The organism is Adhaeribacter aquaticus DSM 16391 (assembly GCF_000473365.1).
Lineage (GTDB): Bacteria > Bacteroidota > Bacteroidia > Cytophagales > Hymenobacteraceae > Adhaeribacter > Adhaeribacter aquaticus.
This window is the reverse complement of sequence record NZ_KI421517.1, coordinates 3783957-3809070: the sequence shown is the minus strand read 5'-3', so window position 1 is coordinate 3809070 and position 25114 is coordinate 3783957. Positions and strand designations below refer to the sequence as shown.

At 41.2% G+C, this 25114-nt stretch carries 17 protein-coding genes; 11 read left to right on the top strand and 6 right to left on the bottom strand.

Features of this window, described 5'->3' with window-relative positions:
• Positions 1-60: 60 nt before the first annotated feature.
• Entirely contained in the window at positions 61-312 is a 252-nt protein-coding gene (locus ADHAQ_RS0119030; RefSeq protein ID WP_026464300.1) for a hypothetical protein, read from the bottom strand.
• 416 nt (positions 313-728) lie between these two features.
• Here ADHAQ_RS0119030 and ADHAQ_RS0119025 point away from each other — a divergent pair, with 416 nt between their 5' ends.
• From ADHAQ_RS0119025 to ADHAQ_RS0118995, 6 genes are all read left to right on the top strand, one after another.
• A complete protein-coding gene (locus ADHAQ_RS0119025; RefSeq protein ID WP_026464299.1) occupies positions 729-1913 on the top strand; it encodes a Gfo/Idh/MocA family protein in 1185 nt (394 codons plus the stop codon).
• Positions 1914-2377: 464 nt separating this feature from the next.
• The gene (locus ADHAQ_RS0119020) at positions 2378-3511 is read left to right on the top strand and encodes an MFS transporter (RefSeq protein ID WP_026464298.1); all 1134 of its coding nucleotides are present in this window, start codon (positions 2378-2380) and stop codon (positions 3509-3511) included.
• 1092 nt (positions 3512-4603) lie between these two features.
• Complete coding sequence (locus ADHAQ_RS0119015; protein ID WP_026464297.1) at positions 4604-5116, top strand: cupin domain-containing protein; 513 nt, start codon at positions 4604-4606, stop codon at positions 5114-5116.
• Between the two features lie 182 nt (positions 5117-5298).
• Positions 5299-6345: an aldo/keto reductase gene (locus tag ADHAQ_RS0119010; RefSeq protein ID WP_026464296.1), complete on the top strand. Its 1047-nt coding sequence runs from the start codon at positions 5299-5301 to the stop codon at positions 6343-6345.
• 808 nt (positions 6346-7153) lie between these two features.
• The gene (locus ADHAQ_RS0119000; RefSeq protein ID WP_211240596.1) at positions 7154-8635 is read left to right on the top strand and encodes a glycoside hydrolase family 43 protein; all 1482 of its coding nucleotides are present in this window, start codon (positions 7154-7156) and stop codon (positions 8633-8635) included.
• A gap of 374 nt (positions 8636-9009) precedes the next feature.
• Positions 9010-9315 (top strand): GIY-YIG nuclease family protein, encoded by a 306-nt coding sequence (locus ADHAQ_RS0118995; RefSeq protein ID WP_026464293.1) that lies wholly within the window; start codon positions 9010-9012, stop codon positions 9313-9315.
• A gap of 885 nt (positions 9316-10200) precedes the next feature.
• Here the strand turns inward: ADHAQ_RS0118995 and hrpB are convergent.
• Positions 10201-12639 carry an ATP-dependent helicase HrpB gene (gene hrpB / locus ADHAQ_RS26290; RefSeq protein WP_034256923.1) on the bottom strand — a complete coding sequence of 813 codons (2439 nt, stop codon included), beginning with the start codon at positions 12637-12639 and terminating at the stop codon, positions 10201-10203.
• Between the two features lie 20 nt (positions 12640-12659).
• Positions 12660-14999 (bottom strand): leucine-rich repeat domain-containing protein, encoded by a 2340-nt coding sequence (locus ADHAQ_RS0118985; RefSeq protein WP_026464292.1) that lies wholly within the window; start codon positions 14997-14999, stop codon positions 12660-12662.
• A 958-nt stretch (positions 15000-15957) separates the two neighbouring features.
• Here ADHAQ_RS0118985 and ADHAQ_RS0118970 point away from each other — a divergent pair.
• The 3 genes from ADHAQ_RS0118970 to ADHAQ_RS26285 all read left to right on the top strand — a co-directional run bounded on the left by ADHAQ_RS0118970 (position 15958) and on the right by ADHAQ_RS26285 (position 17567).
• Positions 15958-16437, top strand: a complete 480-nt coding sequence (locus ADHAQ_RS0118970; protein WP_026464290.1) for a hypothetical protein — start codon at positions 15958-15960, stop codon at positions 16435-16437.
• Positions 16438-16716: 279 nt separating this feature from the next.
• Positions 16717-16878 (top strand): hypothetical protein, encoded by a 162-nt coding sequence (locus ADHAQ_RS28205; RefSeq protein WP_157433462.1) that lies wholly within the window; start codon positions 16717-16719, stop codon positions 16876-16878.
• 302 nt (positions 16879-17180) lie between these two features.
• The gene (locus ADHAQ_RS26285; RefSeq protein WP_051360031.1) at positions 17181-17567 is read left to right on the top strand and encodes a hypothetical protein; all 387 of its coding nucleotides are present in this window, start codon (positions 17181-17183) and stop codon (positions 17565-17567) included.
• 319 nt (positions 17568-17886) lie between these two features.
• Here ADHAQ_RS26285 and ADHAQ_RS0118950 read toward each other — a convergent pair whose 3' ends face one another.
• Entirely contained in the window at positions 17887-19689 is a 1803-nt protein-coding gene (locus tag ADHAQ_RS0118950) for a chloride channel protein (RefSeq protein WP_026464289.1), read from the bottom strand.
• A 405-nt stretch (positions 19690-20094) separates the two neighbouring features.
• Between ADHAQ_RS0118950 and ADHAQ_RS0118945 the strand changes: the two genes are divergently transcribed.
• Positions 20095-21498, top strand: a complete 1404-nt coding sequence (locus tag ADHAQ_RS0118945; protein WP_157433461.1) for a T9SS type B sorting domain-containing protein — start codon at positions 20095-20097, stop codon at positions 21496-21498.
• A 516-nt stretch (positions 21499-22014) separates the two neighbouring features.
• Complete coding sequence (locus tag ADHAQ_RS0118940; protein ID WP_026464287.1) at positions 22015-22377, top strand: hypothetical protein; 363 nt, start codon at positions 22015-22017, stop codon at positions 22375-22377.
• Positions 22378-22702: 325 nt separating this feature from the next.
• Here ADHAQ_RS0118940 and ADHAQ_RS0118935 read toward each other — a convergent pair whose 3' ends face one another.
• Entirely contained in the window at positions 22703-23578 is an 876-nt protein-coding gene (locus tag ADHAQ_RS0118935; protein ID WP_245590639.1) for an alpha/beta fold hydrolase, read from the bottom strand.
• Positions 23579-23799: 221 nt separating this feature from the next.
• The gene (locus ADHAQ_RS0118930; protein WP_026464285.1) at positions 23800-24933 is read right to left on the bottom strand and encodes a sensor histidine kinase; all 1134 of its coding nucleotides are present in this window, start codon (positions 24931-24933) and stop codon (positions 23800-23802) included.
• Between the last annotated feature and the right edge of the window lie 181 nt (positions 24934-25114).

The window sequence follows — 25114 nt, the reverse complement described above, 5'->3', positions numbered from 1 at the left end:
AGAGGGGGAAATCAGTTAGGCTTGTAAAGTAATACCATACAAACCTAACTTTTAATATATTTATTTATCTAGTTGGAATAATTTATCCAGATAATCAACAACAAATTCACTGCAAAGATAAGGTGTGGTTAGAAAAGAAACTGGCATAGGTAAAGATTCGCGATCAGTATGCTGCACGTTTTCCAGGTAAAAACCTAAGAAATAACCCAGGCTCCACATTACCCCCAGAACTTCTGAAATAGTATTACCTAAAGCCGTTGAAATAAGAATACAAACAACAACTAATTTTAAATTATTTACTAAATTTAACATACAGACAAATTAGAAACCAACACCAGATTTTTTTTAGAATTTTTGAAACCTTTATCTACAAATTTCGTAACGATTCAAAATTAATAAAAATTATTATTATATCTAAGCAACCTGCCCAGCAAATTTAAAATTAATATTTAATTAATATATTACTATTCATATATTTACAACTTCTACTTGCTCAACAGGGTAAGTTTAGATCCTCTCTTCATATTGCACTTTCTCATTATAAATAAGCTGAAATCAATACTAGGATGAAACACCTGTTACCATGGGTGCCGCTAACTACACGGTTCCCTTACTTGAAAATTATATCCTACTTTTAACAGGACCAGTGTTCATTCCTCCTTTAATTGTTTTATGTTCTGGTTTAGTTCCTTATATTTAAAATAAGTTTATTTGAATATTCCACCACTATGCCTAATAATTACAACAATAACCGAAGACGGTTTTTAAAAAGCACGGCTGCTACTGCCGCCGGATTTACTTTACTATCCGGATTAGCTTCTGAATCCCTGGCCAGTTCTGCTTCATCGTTTCCTGCTTCTGAACCAGATAATCAAAAAAATAACCTTACAGCACCTGCTCCTGCACGCATCAGGTTTTCCGTTATTGGCATTAACCATGGTCATATTCACTCTCAAATTGAGGCGGTTAGCCGGGGCGGAGGACAATTAATATCGTTTTTTGCCAAAGAACCGGATTTAGCGGCCGACTTTGCTAAACGGTATCCGCAGGCAAAAAAAGCCCGGAACCAGCAGGAAATCTTAGAGGACAAATCTATCCATTTAGTTTTAAGTGCCGCTATCCCTGACGAACGGGCACCGCTGGGCATTCAGGTAATGCACCACGGAAAAGACTACATGGCCGATAAACCGGGCATTACTACTTTAGCGCAATTGGCAGAGGTAAAGCGCGTGCAAGCCGAAACCAAACGCATTTATTCCATTATGTACAGCGAGCGGTTCGAGAACCGGGCAACTGTAAAAGCAGGTGAATTGGTAAAAGCCGGTGCTATTGGTAAAGTTATTCAAACTATTGGTTTGGGTCCGCACCGCATGAACTCCAAATCGCGGCCGGCCTGGTTCTTTGATAAAGAAAAATTTGGAGGTATTATTTGTGATATAGCTTCACACCAGTTCGACCAATACTTATATTTTACCGGTACCACGCAAGCCGACATTGTTGCTGCCCAGGTAGGAAATGTAAACCACCCGCAATACCCTAACTTTGAAGATTTTGGGGATGTGATGCTGCGCGGTAATGGGGGTACCGGCTATATTCGGGTGGATTGGTTTACCCCGGATGGCCTTAAAAGCTGGGGCGATGGCCGGTTAACTATCCTGGGAACGGAAGGCTTTATTGAAATACGCAAGAACATAGATATAGCCGGGCGTCCTGGTGGCAACCACCTTTTTCTGACAAACCAGCAAGAAACGCAATACATAGATTGCAAAGACGTACCGCTTCCTTATGGAGAACAATTAGTAAATGATATTGTAAACCGCACTGAAACGGCCATGACCCAAGCGCATTGTTTTCTGGCAACCGAACTGGCTTTGAAAGCCCAAAAGCAAGCTCAGCCATTAAAACTTACCTAACTAAAATTAGCTTTAGGCTATTTTTATAAGTTGTGCAATGGCAAGAATATCTTTATCATAAGAATAAAGATATTCTTGCTAAATTTAAAGAACACCAAAGTTTTAAAATCTGGTTTAGCATTTTTGCTCTTATATGGTTAATAACCTATATAGGTCCTGGGATCGTATGAAAGCTAAAAAAGCTAAGCCATGGACCCAATGAAAATTTTATCTATTATTGCCCTTCCCGCCGCCGCCGTTGTTTTAACTATGAGAATGTACCGACTCTTCAAACCAAAAGTTTAACTTATATCTTGCCCTCAACTATTTTATTCGCCTTACTGGAAATAATCTCATAAATAGTTATCAAAGGTTATTTCCAGAGGTATTCTTTTATCTTTTTTAGGTAGTAAACCTACGCCATTTCCCCTATACCTAAATAGAAGGAAATAAAATCTGCATATTTGTACCCAGATTTTAGTAGCATGCATTCTTTAAAACAACAGCGCCTTTCGCTTAGCATCTTTTTTTTTCTTACTGGTTTTAGTTTTTCCAGCTGGACCTCCCGCATCCCAACCATAAAAGCAGCATTAGACCTGAATGAAGCCGAACTAGGCTCCATCTTGTTTGTAATGCCAATCAGTTCTTTAATTGGACTTACTTTTTCCGGTTGGCTCATTAGTAAATTTGATAGCCGGGTTCCTTTAACAGGCTCTTTCTTAGCCAATGCGCTTTGTTTGGTACTAATAGGCTTAGCCAGCTCTACGGCTTCGCTGGTGGTTGCCCTCTTTTTATATGCGCTCAGTATGCGTATTTTAAATATAGCCTTGAATACCCAAGCCATTACCCTTCAGAAACAATTCGACCGAAAAATAAACGGTTCCTTCCATGGCTTATGGAGCACTGGTGGTATTGTGGGCGTTGGTTTTACCACTTTATTGGTCTCATTAGGTGTACCTATCATCCCCCACCTGATTATAGTTTCATTTCTTTTGTTGTTAATGACCCTTTATTTTTACAAGTTTTTGTTAAGGGGTGATAAGTCTACTTCCGGAAACAAACTTGTTTTTGGTAAGCCCGATCCATTTATCCTGTACCTGGGTTTACTGGTATTTTGTGCGGCCATTTGCGAAGGGGGCATGTTCGATTGGAGTGGCATTTATTTCCAGAAAGTAATAAAAGAAGAAGTATTCACCGCTGGCTATCTGATATTCATGATTTTTATGGCTACTTCCCGTTTTGTTTCCGATCGGATAATCGAAAAAATTGGAATGGCAGCCACCTATATTTTTAGTGCCTCATTAGTCTTCGTAGGGATACTTTTAGCTATTCTGTTCCCCAGCTACTGGCCGGCCATGGTTGGTTTTTCATTGGTAGGCTTTGGTACGGCCTCAGTTTTCCCGATGACCTATTCTTTGGCTGGAACTTCCAAAAAGTATTCACCGGGTATGGCTGTCTCGCTTATTGCTACCTTTGGGGTGGTAGGTATGCTCCTTGGGCCACCTATGATAGGGTACCTGGCGCATGCATTTAACCTGAAAATATCCTTTATAACTTTTGCCATTGCCGGTATCATGCTTATTCCTATATCGCAATTATTTTTTCGGCTAGAGAAGTAAAAGAGAAAGAGCATGCAGTAGTTACTGCTCCTGGTTTGGGTTAAATGATTTCCTTCGGTAGGAGAAAACCTCTTTTAAAGTATTGATGCTAATAATTAGCTTCTGCCTAAGTTCGTTCACTGCCGCAATGTCTCAATTGCGCCAACTTAGCCTTGCTTTCCAGGGGGCCAACGAATGCCTGCAACACCGAAGCCCTAACAGGCTATAGCCGACCAAACTAGTGAAATCTTATGGTGCCTTCTTTTAGTCATTCTGAATTTGTGGAGGTTCCCCTATGAAAAAATAACTACTGCCTACCACTAATGGCGGTACTATTTAGATTCCTCGCCAGGCTCGGAATGACGGAGGGTTATTGTAATTTCAATCCTCGCCAGGCTCAAAGTAAGCCAAGCCAGTTTCAGCGGTTTCCAACGCTTTTAATATGACAACTATTTGTTATTAAAATCTTGGATTAACCTTCTTCCTAATAAGAAGCATTAGATACTTCTTCCTATTAAGGAACCTTTAATCTTGCCAATATAAACTTTCACTAATATTTCCCTGCCAATTAAATTAAGCTTATCCCCCCAAACTGCCTATATTTTGATTAAAACCTCCTCTTGAATGACAAAAAATACTTACTTACTTACTTACTTACTTACTTACTTACTTACTTACTTACTTACTTACTTACTTACTTACTTATGGTCATCCCGAGCGGAGTCGAGGGAACTATGTAATATTACCATGTCTTTACGGCCGCAGGCAGTAAAGACTTACTATAAATGGCAGCATGGACTAAATCCTGCTTGCCAGCGGCACTATAAGCCATGACAACCAAAGTATAGTACAAGACAAAAAGATATACAATACCAATCTGGTAATAAGAACCTTTTAATTTTCCGGGGTAGCGGTTAAAAGTAGGCGGGATCGGAGCTAGAAAAAAAGATTAGCCATCCGAACATGCCAGGCAAGACTCACCAATCATACGGCACCTGAGGCTTAAACATCATCATTAGCACCAGACCATTACAAGAAGATCTCTTCCTCTTCCAATAGCTAAACAAAGAAAACAGAAAACCTTTATATTGAACGTCTGTAAAAAGAGAACCTATGCAACCACCACTCCAACCCGAGACCTTTCTTTTTAAAGACGATGGCACTATCCCAAATAGCCAATTCCCGTTGTTGTTATACCGGCAGGTATTTACCGAACGCGACACGCTGGGTGCTAAATGGCTGGAAGATAAATTTGCCTCCCATCACTGGACAAATTCCTGGCGCTGGGGCGTGTATCCTTTTCACCACTACCACAGCAATACCCACGAAGTATTAGGCGTGTTCAGCGGATCGGCTAAACTGCAAATGGGCGGTGAAAAAGGAAAAGAAGTAACGGTGCAGGCAGGCGACATAATGGTAATTCCAGCAGGTGTCGGCCACAAGTGCATCAGCCACAGCGACCACTTCACAGTGGTTGGGGCATACCCCGACGGCATGCGTGCTGATTTAAAAAGAGGAGATAAAGGAGACCGGCCCCAGGCTGACAAGAATATTGCAGCAGTTCCTTTTCCCAAAACAGATCCCCTATTGGGCAACAACGGCGGTTTAATTACCATCTGGAAATAAGCAATAGGCAGGTTCTAATTACTTCATACTTATTTCCAGATTAAGAAATATTACAAAAATTATTAAAGTTACTTTTTTTTAGCTTTAGGTAGTAGCAGTGCTTTTTTCCAATTTTTATTCCTGCTATTTTTTACATTTCTGAAACAGACACGTTAAAACCTGATTTAAACAAAATACAAACTATGGAATTCAGACAATTAGGAGGATCGGGCTTATTTGTACCCGTTTTATGTTTTGGCACAGCTACTTTTGGCGGCGCCGGCGATTTTTTTAAAGCTTGGGGCAGTACACAGGTAGAAGAAGCAACCCGGTTGATAGATATTTGTATGGATGCCGGGGTCAACTTTTTCGATACGGCTGATATTTATTCTGATGGTTTATCCGAAGAAATATTAGGCAAAGCCATTGCCGGTCGCCGGGATAAAATGATCATCTCCACCAAAGGTACTTTCCCGTTTGGTAAAGGGCCCAACAACCAAGGCTCCTCCCGTTTTCATTTAACGAGGCAAGTGGAAGGCAGTTTAAAACGATTGGGCACCGACTACATAGATGTATACCACATGCACGGCTTCGATGGCAATACCCCTGTGGAAGAAACCTTGCACACGCTGGATACTTTGGTGAAGGCAGGTAAAATCAGGTACATCGCTGCTTCCAATTTTTCCGGCTGGCACCTGATGAAATCCTTAGCTGTTTCCGAGAAATACGGCTGGGCAAAATACATAGGGCACCAGGTTTATTATTCGTTGGCCAACCGGGAATACGAATGGGAATTAATGCCTTTAGGCTTAGATCAGCAAGTAGGTGCCTTGGTGTGGTCGCCGTTAGCTGCCGGGCGTTTAGGCGGTAAGTACCGGCGCAACCAACCATTGCCGCAAGATAGCCGCATAGCCCAAGGAGGTAGCCCGGTGCCGGAAGCCGTAGTAAACGAAGAAGTATTTTATAATACTTTGGACGTGATGGACGAAATTGCTGAAGAAACCGGTAAAAGTGTAGCCCAGGTAGCTTTAAACTGGTTATTGCAACGGCCAACCATATCTACCATTGTTATAGGGGCCCGCAACGAAGAACAGTTAAAACAAAATTTGGCTGCCGTTGGCTGGAACCTGACCAAAGAACAAGTAAAGCGTTTAGATAAAGCCAGCGAAGTGCCTACTATCTACCCGTATTGGCATCAACGCCAAAATACTAAATTAAATCCCTTACCAGATTTTTATGGAAAGTTGTAAGTAGATTTTAACCTTTAATTCCTTCATAAATTCAATATTTAGGTTGTTGCGAGTCTTTCAGCTCGTGACAACCTGTATTCTAGACTCTATGGGCACTCGCTTTTAATCTAAGCAGGCAAGGGCTTTTATATGGTACGTTTCCATCTTCCAATGAAAAATGCTACCTGTTGGCTTCGGCTTAAAGTCGTTTCTTGCCTTGGCCTGGTTGATTTAAAGGAATAAGGCCCCTTGATATTGCACTGCAGATTGTTCCCTTCCCCCTTATTTTTAAAACTTTTACTCCGCCGTTACCAGAAACGTAAAGAGTTTACACTGCTCAATTTTTTTAAATTTCCTTTCTAGCCTTAGATTTCATTCTTAGCCTTAGCTTCCTTTTCTTCACCGAAGTAATTAATTGTCATCCTGAGCCTGTCGAAGGATCTATTGCCTACCGCTTTAGTGGTAAATCTTTACTTACTTCGCTCGTAAAGACATAAAGGTAATCCTTAGATTCCTGGACAGGCTCGGAATGACTTTTATAGATTTTACTGTAATCGAAAGGTGCAAGAATTTGTGTACCAAACCTCAAAAGAAAATAATTAAAGGAGTCAAATAAATAAAAATCACTCAAAGCACCCTCCTTTACTCCAAGCTGTTTACCTAATATATAATTTTTCAACTATACTTTACACCATTAATTACCAGGCTCTTATTCCTTTGTTAACTAACTTATTTAATCCAGCTTTTCAAAAAGCCTTCGGAACTTAAAAAACTTAACACCCCCACTCTCAGTATTAGAATTTGATTTTGCACGTAGAATGGCAGATTTATGGAAAATAAAGTAATGCAGGAGCCGGATATTGAAATAAGGCTAACTTCCCCGGAGCATATTCCTTTTAAATTTTCAATAGGTATCCGGGAGGCAAGTGATAGTGAGAATTTTGGCCACACCCTTGAAGTTACCGGTACCAATCCAGAAACCGGAACTGAAAAGACTATCCACTATCAACTGGCCGATAAAGCCCACAATGCTTACCTGGACTTTTATGAAAAAATGGCTCGTGAATTTAACCTTAGGATGCCATTGAACCGGCAGCCCCGAAAAGCGAAACCTGCTACCAAAATTCCTTACCGCCAATTACTAACCCAAAATTTTAATAAAGATATTCAGTACGGATACGGCGATCCGGCTGTGCTTCGGGTAGAAGATGATTCAGGTGAAGCCCCCTGGTATTACCTTGTTTCCACTACCAACGATTCGCCCGAAGCTTTCCCGATCCTCCGCTCCCAAAACCTGGTGGATTGGGAATTTGTCCGCTTTGTTTTCCCGCTAGGGCAAAAACCACTTTGGGCAGCTGAAGGAGAATTAATCAGCGATTACTGGGCACCCGAAATGCATCAGGTCGGCAATGAATTCTGGCTGTACTTTGTGGCCCGCGATAAACATAGCCGCGAACTGTGCATTGGTATGGCAAAAGCCAGCAAACCAGAAGGACCATTTACCTCGGAAGATGAACCTATTCTGACAGGGAACATCATCGATCCCCATGTTTTTGTACAGGAAAACGGTACCGCTTACCTGTACTGGAAAGAAGACAACAACGATGTCTGGCCAGGAAAGCTTATTGATTTACTCCTTTCCCAACCAGAATTATTGCCAGTCCTTTTTCCAAATCAGCAAGACCAGGTTACGGCCTCCTTTATCCTGACGGTCTGGCCGTGGGCCCGAATGCTGGAGCCTATGGAGCGTTTTTTGGTTATTCAGGTGCTGATTGAAGCTATTACTTCCCGGTACCTGGAATGCTACCACTTACTTAGCCATTTGTTGGAAAATCATCCAACTGAGGTTCAGGAACAAATCCGGGAAGTGCAAGCATTTATGAAAACGCCTATGTTTGCGCAGCAGCTCTCTCCAGATGGCCGGACTTTAATTGGAACCCGCACCAAGATTCTGGAGAACGACCTGGAATGGGAAGCGCACTTAGTAGAAGGCATGTGGATTTCCCAACAAGGAGATAAATATTACTTGTTTTATGCCGGTAATGATTTCTCTACTGACCAGTACGGTATTGGGGTGGCCATTGGAGATTCTCCGTTAGGACCTTTCCAAAAAATGCAGCAACCTTTCTTGCAAACTACAGCCGAATGGTGGGCACCAGGGCATCCTTCGGTAGCTACCGGCCCAGATGGCAAGCCAATGTTGTTTTTACATGCCTATTTTCCGGGTCAAGCCGGATACAAGCAGTTTCGGGCTTTATTAGCGGTAACGCTTCGATTTGAAAGGGATAAAGTATTAATAGAAGAAGGTTAATAGGTTTTTACCTGGCTATTTTTTTAAAGAGTACCTTTTTCAAGGTTTAGGTTATAACTGACTCCTTAAGTCCCTGTTCGCTCATAGTCGCGGGGCCCCGTATAATCAGGGAAGTAAGAACCTACTATAAGGACGGGCTAGCTTTCATTTCTCCGGCTTCGCCTCCGAATGCCTGCGGCACCGGAATTCCAGCAGGCCCTCACCGTCCAAAGGGAAGAAATGTGCTTCGTCTTTCCTGAATTTGATTTTCTCCAATCTCATTAACCATCACTATTGGTCATCCTGAGCGAAGCCGAAGGATCTCAATAATACCGCAAAACAAAGGAAAATAGTGTTTCCCTCTACCTGAAATTTACTCCTTCGTAAAAGGGTACATGTTCAACAGCAATTACTTTGTTTACATTACCACCAATCCTAATCGCACTACCTTTTACATCGGGGTGACGAACGATTTACCCCGCCGCCTGACGGAGCATTTTGAACAAAGTGGTAAACCTCAAACTTTTGCCGGCAAATACTTCTGCTATAACCTGCTATATTTCGAGCCGCATACTACCCCGGAACACGCCATTGCCCGGGAAAAGCAACTAAAAGGCTGGAGCCGCAGCAAAAAAGAAGCCCTGATCAAAAGCCAGAATCCGGAACTGAAGTTTCTGAACCATTTGGTAATGGAAGGTTAGTTGGACTAATTTTTCCTGAATAAAACATTCTTACTCGCAACCTCTCTCCTTTTCCTAAAGCCTTTATAAAATCCGTCATCCCGAGCAAGTTCAAGGGATCTAAAACCTACTGTTATGGTATTTAAGCGAAGCTTTAATCTTCTGACTTCCTTATCCGGAACCGCGGTACTACTTAGATCCTTCGACAGGCTCAGGATGACCTAAGGTGGTAAAAGTTAATATGTAATAATTAACTAAAGGGCTTTTGAAGCCTCCTCCAAGGCTATTCCAAGGTTATTTTACAGGCTTAAAATTCCGCTAATGCCAACTTGCCGCCTTCTAGGTTTACACCACCAATTCTGCATTCCGTAATTCATTCAGACCTACGCCACCTCCTAACGTCATCCCGAGCGAAGCCGAGGGATCTATTAAGTACAACTATGGTAAATGAGCAAAGCGAAATTGACCTTGCTTTTTTTACACGCGATGGCATTGCTTAAGCGGTAATACTTAGATCCTTCGACAGGCTCAGGATGACCTGAATACAGAAACGGGTAAAGTAAAGTAAAGTAAAGTATAAATAGGTAGCTATCACTTTTGTGTATTTCAATAAATATTCGCTACGCATTTCAGCATCCTACACCTTTAAGTCATTCCGAGCCTGTCGAGGAATCTAAGGATTACACCTATGTCTTTAAGAGCGAAGCAAGGAACGACTTACCACAAAATCGGTAGGCAATAGATCCTTCGACAGGCTCAGGATGACGTAGGTGTTATGGTTAGTCCAATGAGCTCAGAATAGACGCGGACGCTGGAGTTATTTCTAAATCCGTTATTTATAAAAGTTGATGTAATGTTCTCCTTAAAATGCTTACTTAACTAATTAATTATACACCAATTTTATCGTTACTTCCACTTTACCTTTGGAAATTGCTTCTCCAAATCAGCTTTCAACCCGGTATATTCTTCCTGCCAGAACTTTGCTAAATCCGTAACCGTGATCAAAGGCTTTAAAGCTGGCGTGAGTAAGTGCAATTCTACGGGCATTTCTCCTTCGTCTATTACCGGTTGCTCGGTCCAATCCAGTACATCCTGCAACCGGATTTCCAGTACCGGCGGGTTACCATTGGCGAAATATTGCAGCTCCATCGCAGAACCATCAGGTAAGGTAAGTTCTGCAGGTGCTAAGGCATTTAGGCGGGCTTGCTGATCAGCATCTAAAAACTTTTGCAGAATGGGCAGCAAATCTATTTGGAATAAATCTTCCGGATCTTCTACCGTTTGTAGAGCAAGCCGCAGCCATTCCCAGTTGGTAGCCAGCAAGGTAGGCGTGCTCACGTCGGGCCACAGTTCCTGGGGGCGCCATTTGCGCAAGCTTAGCACCCGGTTTTGCCATTGGGTTACAGCTTCCGAAAAGTTTAGCAGTTCCTCGCCTTCGCGTTTCAGGGCTTCTGATATAGCGGCGGGGCGGGGTTTGTCATCGGGGGTAGGCAGGGGTTTGCGTTGCAGCACAATGGAGCCAATGCGCAAATCCATGGAAGCGGTGAGTTCGCCGTCGGTGGTGTCCCAGGTAATGGTTTCCTGTTTTTTTACGAGCGGGGCCAGATCTTTGGGGTTCAGCGGCGAGGCCAGGAATATTTTACCCATGCCTTGGCGGGCATCCATGTTAGCCACGGCCAGCCAGGGGTCATGGGCGAGGTCGTCGCGGTAACCGGCCTGAGCGTAGTTGCCGTTGGCTAATTGGAACTGCGCGTTGTTGCCGGGGCGGGCGCAGGCAATGCGCTCGGGGTAACAATGGGCCAGCAGCACGCCGGTTTCGTACGGGTCTACGGTGCCGTTATCGGGTTGCATCTCGAACATCCGGCGGTACTGGGCGGCTATTTTCTCTATTTTCTTTAGCGGTTTACCCCCTACATTTACTTGGCGGTAGCGGCGCAGGGCCTCGATGCGCAGGTTTATATCAATGCCGGAATCACGGGGCAGCGGGTCGCGCTCTTCCAGGATGGCGGCAATATCGGTAGCCAAGGCCAATTGGTCGGTTTCTTCGGCGGCCAGCAGCATGTGGGCAATGCGCGGGTGCGTGGGCAGGGCGTGCATTTTTTTACCGTGCTCGGTAATGCGGCCGTGCTCCAGGGCATTGAGTTGGTGCAGGGTGTCGGTAGCTTGCAGCAAAGCGGCTTTGGGCGGCGGACTGAGCCAGGTAAGCTGGTTAATATCAATAATACCCCACGAAGCCATATCCAGCACCAACGAGGCCAGATCGGCTTCCAGGATTTCGGGAGTGCGGTGCGGCGCGAGGCGGGCGTGGGTGGATTCGGTCCAGAGGCGGTAACAGGTACCGTGGCCTAACCGACCGGCCCGGCCCGCACGTTGGTCGGCGGCGTCTTTGCTGATGCGAATGGTTTCCAAACGCGACAAGCCGGAGTTGGGATCGAAGCGGGAGGTTTTGCCAAAGCCGGTATCTACCACCACCGATACGCCCTCAATGGTTAAGCTGGTTTCGGCAATGGAGGTAGCCAACACTACTTTGCGTTTGCCGTTGCGGTCGGGCATAATGGCGGCGTATTGCTTGTTGGGCGGCAGCATGCCAAACAACGGGTGGATGGCAATGTCGCGGGAAATTTGGCGGCGTAATAAGCCTTCTACTTTTTTAATATCGCCTTCGCCGGGCAAGAACACCAGCACATCGCCGGTTTGTTCGCGGAGGGCGCGCTGCACGGTGCGGGCCGTGAGGTCGGGCAGCAGCGATTCGTCCAGGTCGCCGGTGTAAATGGTTTGTACCGGGTATTGCCGCCCCTGGCTTTGCACCACCTCGGCTTGGAGCAAACCCGACAGCGTAGGCATATCCAAGGTGGCCGACATCACGAGCAAACGTAAATCGGGCCGTTTGGTGCGCTGGGCTTCGCGGCTCAGGGCCATGGCTACATCGGCATGGATGCTGCGCTCGTGAAATTCATCAAATATCACCATACCTACCCCGGTCAAACCGTTATCGGAATGCAGCATGCGGGTAAGAATACCTTCGGTTACTACCTCGATATGGGTTTGCGCCGAAGTACGGTTCTCGAAGCGGATGCGGTAACCCACCGTTTGTCCCACTTCCTCGCCGAGCAAAAAGGCCATACGTTCGGCAATGGTGCGGGCGGCTAAGCGCCGGGGCTCCAGCATAATTATCTTTTGCCCGGTTAACCAGGTTTCTTCCAGTAAAGCCAGCGGCAACAAGGTACTTTTACCGGCTCCCGGCGGCGCTTGTACAATCAGCGTGTTCCGGGCGGCGAGGTGTTCTTTAACGCTCGGGATTATTTCCCGAACAGGTAAATCTATGGTGAAGGGGTTGAAGAGCAAGGAAATATGTTTTTTTTAAACTAGCCGATCATTTCTATCCCATCTGATACGGCTTCAATTGCTTTTTTTACTGAATCGACTGTTTCTTTATCAGATATTAAATTATAAATATTAGTTAAACTGTTTGAAAATCCTTTGATAAATCCTTTTAAACCAGTTTTTTTAATTTGATTTTTATCTTCAGCCGTGAACGCAGATTCTAAAACTTCTTTTACTTCTTCTAAATCCTTGGTTGCTGCTTGTATTTCAGAATTATTTTCTTTCGAAAGTGCTTTTTGTAAAACATTTATATTCCCAATAGCATCAGCAACTAAATCTTGAAAATCATTGATACTGATTTTTAAAGAATTTGTATTACTACTTGAGCTGTTAGCAGTATTTATATTGGAATTATTACTACTATTATTTGGATTTCCAATATTCGATAATTCAAAAGTATTTTCAGGCATATTTAAATGAAAGTTTTGTCTAATTATGGTTTCTTTTGATTGAATAGACTTTTTAGATTGCTCTAAAGTTAAATGCTGATAGTTGCAAATGACTAATTTAAGGTCATCTATATGATTTTTTAAGCCATCAATCTGCAAATTATTATAACGAGCCTCCATCTTAGCTAATTCAACTTTTGCTTCAAAACTTCTTTTTTCTTCTTTTATATCAGCAATCAATAAATCGAATTCATATTGAGAAAGGTTTTTCCCATTATAATTAATAATTAAATTCTCTCTATCTTGCTCAAGAAGCGAAACATATTCAAATAATGATGCGCTAATTTGCTCAAGGTTAGCATCTTCATTAGGATGAAGTTTAAAGAGAAGCCCCTGATTGTCTTTTATGACTTCAAACTGGATTTCTACTCCTTGGGTTTTTTGGTAAAAATTTGAAAAATTATCAAAGTAGCGTTGAAATGCAGTTTGTAATGGCTGTGGGACCTCCCACCTTAAGTCAAAGGTTCCGAATCCTCTTCTTTTATTTAAAAATTCAAATAATTCATCTATACCCATATTGGCAAGCTCAGGTGAAGAGGAAAATGGATTATTTCCTTTTCTTAAGCTTGTTAATTTCCTCAGATTAGCAAATTCGTTAGGTAAGTCTATAAGTTTATTTTCACTTACATCAATTTCTTCAAGATTTTTCAAATTGCCAATTTCATTAGGCAAGGTTTCTAGAATATTAAAATTAGTTTTATCGTTTCTATAAAAATTATAATTACCTAAATTCAATTTTTTTAATTTAATAAGACCTCCAATTTCACTGGGAAGTATTTCTAAACAATTATTCATTAAATTCAAATCTGTTAAGTTTTTAAGTTCACCAATACTTTTAGGTACAGTCTTAAGGTAATTATTTTGTAGACTTAAAAATTTAATTCTATTAGTATTATGGAAAATATCTTCGTCAATAAATTCTAGTTCATTATCATTTAATTCTAGGAATAACAAATTATCAAGAGAATCAAAATTGCTAGGTAAACTTTTAATTCTATTACCTGATAAATCAAGTTTTCTTAATTTTTTTGCAGGTTTAAAATCAAAATTTATTTCTTTTATATTATTATATGAAATATCCAAGGTTTCCAAATTACCTAATATTTCAATCAATTCATTAGGGATTTCTTTAAATTTATTGTTACCTAAATCAATAGAAACTAAATTCTTTAATAATTTAAAATCATTTGGTAAAGATTTTAAATTATTATCCATTAAATAAATTGTATTTATAGCCGAAAATTTCGTAATAATAATTGGAAATTCCTTTAATCCACAACCAATTAATTCAAGTTCCTTAATATTAGAGCTTATAAATTCCGTTGATTCAAATGTTATATTTGTGTTCTCAGCAGCGAAAAGGCCAGTTAAAGATGGTAACTCTAGTACATAAGTTGGTATAATGCCAAAATCATTGTCTGATAAATTTAATCCAGTCAATTTGGATAATTTTGTTATATTTTCATCAAAATATTTAATTTGATTTCCATTAATGTTTAAACTAGTTAATTCCTTTAATGAAAAAATCTCTACAGGGAATTCTTTAATATTGCAACCTTCTAAAAAAAGTACTTCTAATTTTGTAAGTTTTTCAAGCCCGGTAAATGATGTAATATTATTGTTTGATAAATCTAAGCACTTCAAGTTTGGCAAATCTAATACTTCTTTAGGTATAGCACTAAGATTCCTTTTACTTAAATCTAAGAATTGAATGTCATGCGTTAATTCTTCTAATTCAAATCGATCATTGTTTAATAGGTTTCTACTACTTTCGTAACTATCGAAAAAATCAATTATTAAACTTTGGGTAGGTGGCTTGTTAGTTTTGATAAAATTTAAATACCTCTTTTTATAATTTTCTAGTTTTTCCATAAAACATTTTAGAACCTATATTAAACAGCTAATATAAATATTTATCTTTATGCATAAAGATTATTCTGCCATATCAAGTGTTATCACATGATTCTCTTAAAATTTTAAATACTTTTCCCTTAACATAATTAATAAATGATTAAAAACTACTTTAGAATATTTCCCTCAATTTCACGATATTCTGTTTCTGCCCTGTCAGGTGTTATTAAATGACACTTATTTTATTAGCTTCCATCACATTTTATCAGCTTCCATCACAATAATCTTTTATTCCAAGTCCAAGAAATTTAACCTTACAAATTTCACCTAACCTAACGATAATTGGGCAAGTATGTCAGGTGATAACACCTGACAGGGCAGCTCACTAAATTAACCTATATAGGCTCAAAACAATAAAGCCAAAACAAAACATGCTTTGGCTGCTATTACCTCCCTGCACAAAATACTAATCCTGCGGCACTTCTTTGTGGGTACTACGGGCAATGCGGTTCCAGGCGTTTATGGTTATTACGGCCATAATTAGCTGGGCCAGGTAGCTTTCGCCGAAAACGGCCAGCGCCTGCTGGTAGGTTTAGTCGGTTAAGCCCTGCTGCTGGATGAGGGTCACTTCTTCGGTTAGGGGCAGCAGTACTTTTTCTTCGGGGGTAAATAAACTGGTTTCTCTCCACATGCTGCAAGTTTGTAATTTGTGGTTTTTTTAGAGCCAATTTGTAACTGGCAGCAATTTGAAAACTTGCTGATAGTATTACCACAAGTTTCTGTTCCACCCAAACTTGCAGTATGAAAGGTAAAGTATTTTGTAAGTGCGGGCTAAATAAAAATCACAATTATTTGCAGTACTTCATCTATAAACTGGAAAATTTTTTAACAATTACCCCAAAATGAGGTTTACCTTTGCAAAGCTGTTTCCGGAGAATTGATTTCGTTCTCCATTAAAACCAGCTTTACTGAATAGCTTATGAATAACATACCCGACACGACAGAGCTTTTTGAAAAGGAAATGCAGGAGTTTAAAACAACTTTGCAAAACACCGGCATCCTGAGTGCCCTCGGGTACCTAAACCAACGGACGCCCCATCGGTATACCGGCATATACCGGTACGATGGTAAGAACCTGCAAAACTTGTACCTCTTCGACAAATTTAGCCCAGACGTTGTAAAGGGTGAGGATGTGCCGATAAATGAAGCCTTTTGTTCCATGTTGGTAAAAGAACATAACCTGGAATTTGCGGATGTGAACCTGGATGAAAGGGTAAGAGGAAAAGTAAATACCACCGTTATCTCGTATTGCGGCGTTTTAATTGAAGATGCGGCGGGTAATCCTTTCGGTAGCCTTTGCCATTTCGATATGAAAAGTTGTCAGGAGCGGGTAACAGATTTGCCCTTACTGCAGGCAGCCTCCAGTATTCTGTACCGGCAAATTGCGGCCACCTGCTGATCCCATATATCTGAGTGAATTACCTTACAAGAAAGCTGGTAACAGGAAATGTTCGTATGGTGTATTCTGATATTTTACCTTTACAAGGTTTGTAAGTTTAGTAGGCTTGGTGGCAAAAAGGAAACCACTATTTTACTTAATTACTTCTAAAAATAAGGGAAAGGAAAGCCGTTAGAGAAGCAAATAACGCCTAAAATGATTTTATGGCTGTATCTACTTTTATCCAGCATTGTTGCCAAAATATTAGATTTCTGTTTTTAAATCAGCTTGACTTAGTACTTGCGTACCCATAATCAGGTGCACATGGCTGCTCATGCTGCACCAGGCATATACTTACAGGCCTTTGTGGGCAAGGCCATAAATCAGGCTTGCTACTACTATATCTTTATAAACCGGCCGGATAAATACATCCGGTCCAGTTTACGGTGGCAAACGAAATAAAATAAAGCTTTTCCTGGTTCCGGATTTTATAGTTGCGGCTCCTTCCAATTAGTTTACAGCTGGTAAAGCATTATCCTACCTATTTCTGTTATACGAAACGGTGCTAAATTCTCTACTGATTCTTCTGTCACCCCCTGCAGCCGGTTGAAAATTTGCTTTTCTTACTACTAATTTAGGCTATGCGTTACCTTCTAACCTCCTCTAAAACAAAGCAGATATAGCAACAAAGCTAATCCATCCCGCAAAAGAAACCTGTTTTGTACTTTTTTGCGTAAATAGCTTAGAACTTAAAGAGTAAAACTATGAAAATGAAACTTAACTTATATACCTTGGGCTTAGGCCTGGCCCTGAGTGCCTTTACCTTTTCCTGCAGTCAGAAAACCCAAAGCCATGCCAGTGCTACCGTTAATTCAGCAGGAGCCGATGTAGCAGATACTTCTCGAAATGTCGCGAATGAAGTGGGCGAAGAATTTAACCAGTTTTCGTCTTGGGTAAAAGATAAATCGTCCAAAGCCGCAACCATTACCGAGGAAGAATGGAGCCAATTGAAAACCGAGTACAAAGAACAGGAGGCCAAATTAGAAGCCAATAGCAGCACCTGGGATAACAAAACCAAAAAGGCCTGGAAAAAGATGAAAGCCGAATGGAATGAAACAGAAAACAAAGTACAGGCGCGTTTCAAAGATTAATTTCTTTGTTGAATAATTTTAAACCTACTACAGAAAGGCTTTTAGCGCTAAGTGCGCCAAAAGCCTTTCTTTTTTTACTCAAACTTTTATCTATTACAGCAAAAGAAATTACCTGTCTATCAGGCGGCTTAGTAACCGGTAGCTATTTTTAGGCTCGGTTGTACATGCCCCCCTCCCGCAAACGCTAAGGGGTGTTTTTTAATGAGAACTGATGCCTGGATAATGATCCTGTTTCAACTAGTTGTGGCCTGTCCAAATCTATCAGTGTCCCCAACTCCCTGGCCTATCGCTCGCTTTTCCGGATAGAGGCCTAGCCAAATTATTTCTCCGACAGTTTGGTTAAGTGGCTTCTGTAAGCAGAAAAAATATTGGTTTTGGAGATAAAGCCTAAGAAGCGGTTATTTTCTACCACCGGTAAAATCCAGGCTTTGGTATCGTCGAATTTGCGCATAATAGCCGGCATTGAATCGTGGGTTTGTACCAGGGCCGGCGGGTCCTGCAGCAGTTGACCGGCCAGGAGGGTATCGTACAATTCGGGCTGAAACAAAACTTCTTTCAGATCATCTACCATGAGTACGCCTAATAACTCCTGGGAGCCGGGTTGCACCACCGGGAAAATATTGCGTTTGGTGCGGGTAATAATTTCGACTATTTCGCGCAGGGTAGCGTTTGGGGCAATAGCCTGAAAATTGGTTTCGAGCAACTGCCGCAACTGCAAGGCCTGCAAAATATGCTGATCCCGGTTATGCGTCTGAATCTCGCCTTTGCGTACCAGCTCGCGGGTATCCATGGGGAAAAGCTCTACCCGGTGCACAATAGCATAACTGGTTACCGAAACCACCATCAACGGAATAATTAAATCGTAGCCCTGGGTTATTTCGGCTATTAAAAACACGGCCGTTAAAGGCGCATACATTACCCCCGATAAAATACCGGCCATGCCTACCACCGTAAAATTATCTTCGGGTAGGCGGGTGTGCAACGTTAAATTTACCAGCCGGGAGAAAAAGAACCCTACGTAGGCGCCCACAAACAAAGAAGGCGCAAAGTTGCCCCCGTTGCCGCCGCTGGCCAACGTAACCGAAGTGGCTATAACCTTTACCAGGGCAATGGCCCCGATAAATAGCAGAATAAAAATTTCCTGGTCTTGCAGGTGCTGGTAAAGGGTATGCTGAAACAGGGCCGCCATATTGCCCCCCGATAAGTTTTTAATACTCTCGTAGCCTTCGCCAAACAAAGGCGGGAATATAAAAATAAGCGCTCCCAGCACCAGGCCACCCACAAATACTTTAACCAGCTGCCGGTTTGCTCCAAAGCGGTGAAAAAGCTTTTCTACTTTTAAGGTTACATAGGCATAATACAGGGAAACTACCCCCGACAGCAAACCCAGACCCAGGTAAAACAACAAAAAGCGGTAATTAAACGGCTGTAACGACCGGAAATTAAACAGGATTTCTTCGCTCAGGATAATCTTGGAACAAAGCGCCCCGGTTACTGAGGCCAGGATTAAAGGAATGAAGGTGGCAATCGTAACATCGGTGAGCAGCACTTCTACGGCAAACAACATACCGGCAATGGGCGCATTAAATACGGCTGCAATACCAGCTGCGGCCCCGCAAGCCAGCAATACCAGCCGCTCCTGGTAATTAAAAGCAGGCAACTTCCCGTAATTAGAACCAATGGCCGAACCCGTTACCACAATCGGCGACTCCAACCCAGCCGAGCCGCCAAACCCCACCGTAATAGCGCTGGTAATAACGTGGCTAAACATTTTGTGCTGCTCCAGCCGGGCTGATTTTTGTGAGATAGCTTTTAGCACACTGGCTACCCCCCGATCGAATTTACCTTTGAGGAAAATCCGGATGAACAAAACGGTTAGTAAAATACCTATTAGCGGAAAATTGATGTAAATCTGGTACTGGGAAAAAATAGAATAATTATTAGCCACCAGCAAACGCCGTATGCTATGCACCAAAGTTTTGAGAATAACCGCTGCCCCGCCCGCCGTTAAACCTATTAAAATACTAAACAGGTATAGTTTGCGGGTGTGGCCGCTTTGTAACCAGGTATTACTAGATCGCCTGAATTTTTGCCAGGAAGAAGGTAGCGAGTCTGCTGCCATGAATAAGCCGGATTGTTTTCTTAGGAAAGTAGTACGCAAAATTAACCATGCGAATTACAATTCGGGCAATTCTTTGGTTTTCCATTGCAGCAGACTTTGGTTCAAGCAGAATAAAGCAATGGTAACAACCTATAATTAACTGCCTAAATCTTATTTACCCGGTTTTACAGGATTATATAAAAATGATTCCTACCCGGTAACTCAAATTAAAACTGATCAGCCTGGCGTAAATAAATAAGGTTGTTAATTTACCCCAGGCTACTCCTATTTTCCTTAAAAACTGGCTTTTTGTACAGATAATACAATTTACCTTCCTACCTATTAAAAGTCATAATATTTTAATTATTTTTGGAACCAACTTCAATTTCTTTAATTTCTTACATTTTCATTTTGCAGTATTATAATTTGCCGAAGGTCTTCTTCTTTGTAATTTTTTTCTTTTGTCAGTTTTTAAGTTTTAGTCAATCAAAAAGAACAAATATCTGGGCTTTTGGCTACAATGCAGGACTGGATTTTAATCAAACTACCCCGAAACCTTTTAGAAGCGCTGCCACCGAAATAAATACTACTGCTTCCATAGCGGATGAATCAGGCAATTTATTATTTTATACTGATGGGTCTAAAGTTTGGAATGCTAACCATGAGGTAATGAAAAATGGTACCGGGTTAGATGCGCATGATGGTAATTTCAGTCAGCAAACCCTTATTGTTCCAAAGCCGGGCTCAAAAACACAATATTACATTTTTACCATTAGTGACTCTTTTTGGGCGCATAATCTTTTATACCATGAAGTAGATTTTGCAAATGACCCAAGTGGAGAAGTAATCACTAAAAATAAAAAGCTAGGTGATCAAAGCTTACTGGTTAAAATAGCGGGTGTTTTTCATGCAGATAAAAATAAGGTCTGGATTTTAGTACAGGGAGCCAATAGAAACGAAATATATACTTATATAATTGACTCCAAAGGCATAAATCCACAACCTGTAATTTCCAAAACCCTATACCGGTCTGGAAGCTTAGATTATGGGCAAGCAAAATTTAGCCCCGATGGTAAATTTGCGGCCATTGCCAATGGCCTGGAAAATCAATCTGTCTGGCTCTTTGATTTTGATAATGAAACTGGAAAATTAACTAATTTCAAGCTTATCCGATCGGAAGGAAATCCGGAAAGTTTAGAATTTTCACCGAACAGTAAAGTGTTATATGTGGCTTCCCGCTCAGGATCCTGCAAACCTGGTCTCAGTAATTTATACCAATATGATTTAAGCAAAAGCTATTCTGCCTCCTCCAGTATTCCTGGACGATATATTGCCCAGGAAGCTGATAATTTCGGCATGCTGCAATTAGCCTCAAATGGCAAAATTTACATAGGTGGCAGAACAGAAAATTGTGTAGAAAATGCTTTTTTGCATCTAATTGACAACCCCGACACGTATGGTCCTTTATGTAGTTTCATAAAAAATGCTTTAAGCCTGGGTGGCCAGCATACGTGGCAGGGGCTTCCAAACTTTATTTCTTCTTATTTCAATAAAGAAACTTATTTACCTGATTATGACCTGCAAATACCCAATATTATAACGCTTAATAATGATGGCCTGAATGACAGGTTTTATATAAAAGGATTAGAAAGTATAGATAGCAAAAAAGAGTTTACCTTGTATACCAGGGATGGGAAGATTGTTTATAAAAATCCTGATTTCCAAAATAATTGGGATAACAAAGACTTAAAGGAGGGCATCTATTTTTATAATCTTTTTATATCTGCTGGTGAAAAAAGATACAAAGGCTGGATTGAGATAATGAAGTAGCTTTCTTTTCTTTTGAAGCAGTACCTTAAACTGTGCTGCTATTAAAAAATACCTGGCATAAAACTACCATTAGACCTTTTAAGAGCGGGAGATATTACATCTTACTATTTATTTTGCCCGGGAAGCCCTTCAGAACAACTTACCATACCTGATAAAGGCGCTAATTTGCAGGCATTTCTTCTTATCTACTACTACCCGGGCGGCTGGTGCTGTACAGAATCGCTTTAGGTATATGATAATAAGCTGGTTAATCGGCCATCTGCTTTTATATATCCTTCCGATTTTTATATATAGTCAGATTCTCATTTTTTTATATAATTAATTGGCTTCTAAATACTTATAAAATTTTAAATACTTCTCTTATCCTGCTCTGCTTTTCTGGTTAATTTTTAACAATAACCAGAAAAACTAAAAATTATCCATATTTCCTGATCGGGTAAGTATTTATAACAGCACTTCGTATACATACCTGTAATAAATACTTATATATCAAGTTTTTAACAAAGTAGTATTAACATGGAACCGATAAAATTAGCACTCAACCCGTTTGAGCCAAATCATAAAAAAATTGGGGATTTGCAGATGATGGTACACGCTCCATTAACAAAAGCAACGGTTAAACAGGAAAGTTATCCGCGAATAAATGATTTGCTTGTGGATGAGGAGCATCCGGGAAGCAAAATCCGGCGGGTACTGGTATCGTTTATGACTCCGGGTACCGATGAATTTGAGTTTGACTTAGATGGAAAAGCATCGCATGAATTAACTGTTAAAAATAAACGGTACCACATTACCCTACGGGATATAGGCGAAGAAGAAATTGCCGGATTTGCAGCCCAGAAGTTTTTATACTTTATATTTTATGTAGATACTAAATAAGCTCAACAACCGGCGCAGTTTCCTTACCGGCATACTGCGCCGGTTTTACCAGTTTTTATTTTCCTGCTCATATAGCTATTTACATTAGCAGCCTATTTAAACCATAGTTACCAACTCATTAATTAAAGCCAAACAATTTTATATAAAGAAAATTAATAAATAGACCATTGGATTTAAATATTGGAACAGTATAAAATGACCCTCAAATTTCCACACAGAGACTGGTCGCTTACAAATACTATATAGCGGGTGTAAAAAGGCTGCCAATTTAAACTAATGCTATACCAGTCCTTGATAAACTTATTTTTTAGAGCAGGAAAGTTTTTTAAAGCTTATCCAGGAAAGATAGAATGGCCTGGTTTACCTGGTCTGGTTCTTCGTGGTGTAGCCAGTGCGAAGCATCTTCCAGAAAAATAAGTTCTCCATTTGAGCATTTCGCTATACTAGGCTCTGCCATTTCAGCACCCAATGCTACATCTTTTTTGCCCCAAAACATTAGCGTGGGCACCGCTACTCCTTTTTGTAAGTCGAGTTGGTTGTATTTAAAAGCCCGGTACCAGTTTATCATGCTGGTTATTGCACCGGGTTGTCGCCAGGCTTCGTGATAGGCCACCAAGTCTGCTTCCGAAAAAGTATTGGGTTTAGCCGTGCCGGTGATGGCTTGCGTCAGCAGTTTAAAATCCAAGGCTTCGGCCGCTTTTTCGGGAAGTACGGGCACCTGGAAGAAACCTGCGTACCAGCTCCGCAGCATTTGCTTCGGGTTGGTTTTAAGGTGGTGCAGCATGATAGCCGGGTGAGGTATATTCAGGATTACGAGTTTGTGCAGCACCTCCGGATGGTGCATAGCCAACGCCCAGGCTACTACTCCGCCCCAGTCGTGCCCCACCAATACTACATTTTCTGTCCCCAACTGGCCTATCAGTTCTAGCATATCGCCCATTAGTTTTTCCAGGGTATACTCTTCTACTGCTTCGGGCTTGCTGCTCAGGTTATACCCGCGCTGATCGGGTGCTACAGCGTAAAAACCGTGGTCGGCAAAAAAGCTTAGTTGCTTTTGCCAGCCGTACCAATGTTCGGGGAATCCATGCAAAAACAAGAGCGTTTGATGGTTAGCATTTCCCGCCGAGGCTACGTGCAGGGTAACATCTTTTAACCGGTAATACTGGAGCATTGGCTTTATCATGGGGAACCGTATAAGCATTTACTTTATTCTACCCACTAAGGCGGTACAGGGTTAGCAGGATTTATCGAGCTGCTGAACCTTTAAAGATCCGGTTAAAGTAAGTCCACTTCTTTGGAATGGTATATCTCCAAATCGGCTCCCACCAACTTAACCAATATAGAGGTGATTTTTCTGCTGCAGTTGCCATACCCTCTCCCCTTAATTCTATTTTAGAATCCAATTAGATTCTAGGTACAGGTTTATAGGTCGGCTTTAAAGTAAACATTAAAAGTGGTACCCTCTCCTTCTGCTGATTTTACCTCAATTTTTCCACCGGCATTATCTATTATTCTTTTTACCATGTAAAGGCCAATTCCTGATCCTTCTACATGGTCGTGAAACCGCTTAAACATGGTATATAGTTGTTGCTGATGATGCTGACTTATACCTAACCCGTTATCTATAATCTGTAAAAGAACATAAGGCTCCTGCAGGCTGGTACTAATGGTAATATTGCAATTCCGGTCCGGGGCCTGGTATTTCACCGCGTTGCTAATCAGATTATAAAGGATGCTGCGGAAATTTTTTCTGTTAAATTTTAATTGATGAACTTGAAAATCAGTTTGAAGGGAGCATATTTTCTGTTTAATCGGATCGGCCAAGTTAACAATGATATCTTCATATATTTCTTTGATATCCAGTAATTCGGGCCCCGGATCATCACAATAATTTTTCTGGACCCGACTTATATCCGTCAGGTCCGAAATAGTTTGCTTAACCCGGTCAACCGACGATATTACCCGGGTTATTATTTCTTCTGTTTCGTTATTTAAACAACCCACTTCCTCTAAATCGGCCCGGAGTAAAACCATTAAGGCTTCTATATTAGTAATGGGTGAGCGTAAATCGTGGGAGGCGCTATAAATAAAATTGTCCAGGTCGAAGTTTATTTTTTGCAGTTCAGTGTTTTTAAGCTCCAGGGCGTCTTCCTGCCGTTCAGCTAATTTATCTTGTAGGGCTTTTTGTTTACTGATATCCCCGGTAATTTTTGTAAAACCAAGATGTTTGCCTTTCTCATCAAAAATAGGCGTTAACATAATAGAAGCCCAAAACAAGCTCCCATCTTTGCGTTTGCGCCAGTCTTCCGCTTCAAAAACGCCCTGCTCCAGGGCTAGCTTCAGTTCTTGTTCCGGTAAACCAGCCTGCTGGTACTCGTCCGGAAATAAAACCGCGTAATATTGACCTATAATTTCGGTTGATTGATAACCCTTTAATTTTTCTGCTCCTTGATTCCAGGAGATAACTTTCCCCTTTGGGTCTGTCGCAAAAATGGCGTAATTTCTAATTTGATTTATAAAGGAAGAATTAATTTTTTCTTCCGGATAGTGCGCCATAAGTAAAAGTTGAACAAGTAATTTTCTAGTTTACTTTTTATTTAACTCAGGGTTTTTACTTATGTATTTTTATCAGGTTTATTTTAAATACCCAGTATTTTTAATCTAAAAATGTCATTTAAAAAAGCTTCCGGCGCAATGGAGAAACACCAATTGACCACCAGCGTTTAAAGTAAAAAAT

Bases quoted from the DNA above. Each gene is read 5' to 3' on its own strand.
- ADHAQ_RS0118950 (WP_026464289.1), bottom strand. From the start codon at position 19,689: ATGGCAGCAGACTCGCTACCTTCTTCCTGGCAAAAATTCAGGCGATCT.
- ADHAQ_RS0118995 (WP_026464293.1), top strand. From the start codon at position 9,010: ATGTTCAACAGCAATTACTTTGTTTACATTACCACCAATCCTAATCGC.
- ADHAQ_RS0118930 (WP_026464285.1), bottom strand. From the start codon at position 24,933: ATGGCGCACTATCCGGAAGAAAAAATTAATTCTTCCTTTATAAATCAA.
- ADHAQ_RS0119015 (WP_026464297.1), top strand. From the start codon at position 4,604: ATGCAACCACCACTCCAACCCGAGACCTTTCTTTTTAAAGACGATGGC.
- ADHAQ_RS0118985 (WP_026464292.1), bottom strand. From the start codon at position 14,999: ATGGAAAAACTAGAAAATTATAAAAAGAGGTATTTAAATTTTATCAAA.
- ADHAQ_RS26285 (WP_051360031.1), top strand. From the start codon at position 17,181: ATGAAAATGAAACTTAACTTATATACCTTGGGCTTAGGCCTGGCCCTG.
- ADHAQ_RS0119010 (WP_026464296.1), top strand. From the start codon at position 5,299: ATGGAATTCAGACAATTAGGAGGATCGGGCTTATTTGTACCCGTTTTA.
- ADHAQ_RS0119030 (WP_026464300.1), bottom strand. From the start codon at position 312: ATGTTAAATTTAGTAAATAATTTAAAATTAGTTGTTGTTTGTATTCTT.
- ADHAQ_RS0118935 (WP_245590639.1), bottom strand. From the start codon at position 23,578: ATGCTTATACGGTTCCCCATGATAAAGCCAATGCTCCAGTATTACCGG.
- ADHAQ_RS0119020 (WP_026464298.1), top strand. From the start codon at position 2,378: ATGCATTCTTTAAAACAACAGCGCCTTTCGCTTAGCATCTTTTTTTTT.
- ADHAQ_RS0119000 (WP_211240596.1), top strand. From the start codon at position 7,154: ATGGAAAATAAAGTAATGCAGGAGCCGGATATTGAAATAAGGCTAACT.
- ADHAQ_RS0118970 (WP_026464290.1), top strand. From the start codon at position 15,958: ATGAATAACATACCCGACACGACAGAGCTTTTTGAAAAGGAAATGCAG.
- ADHAQ_RS0119025 (WP_026464299.1), top strand. From the start codon at position 729: ATGCCTAATAATTACAACAATAACCGAAGACGGTTTTTAAAAAGCACG.
- ADHAQ_RS0118940 (WP_026464287.1), top strand. From the start codon at position 22,015: ATGGAACCGATAAAATTAGCACTCAACCCGTTTGAGCCAAATCATAAA.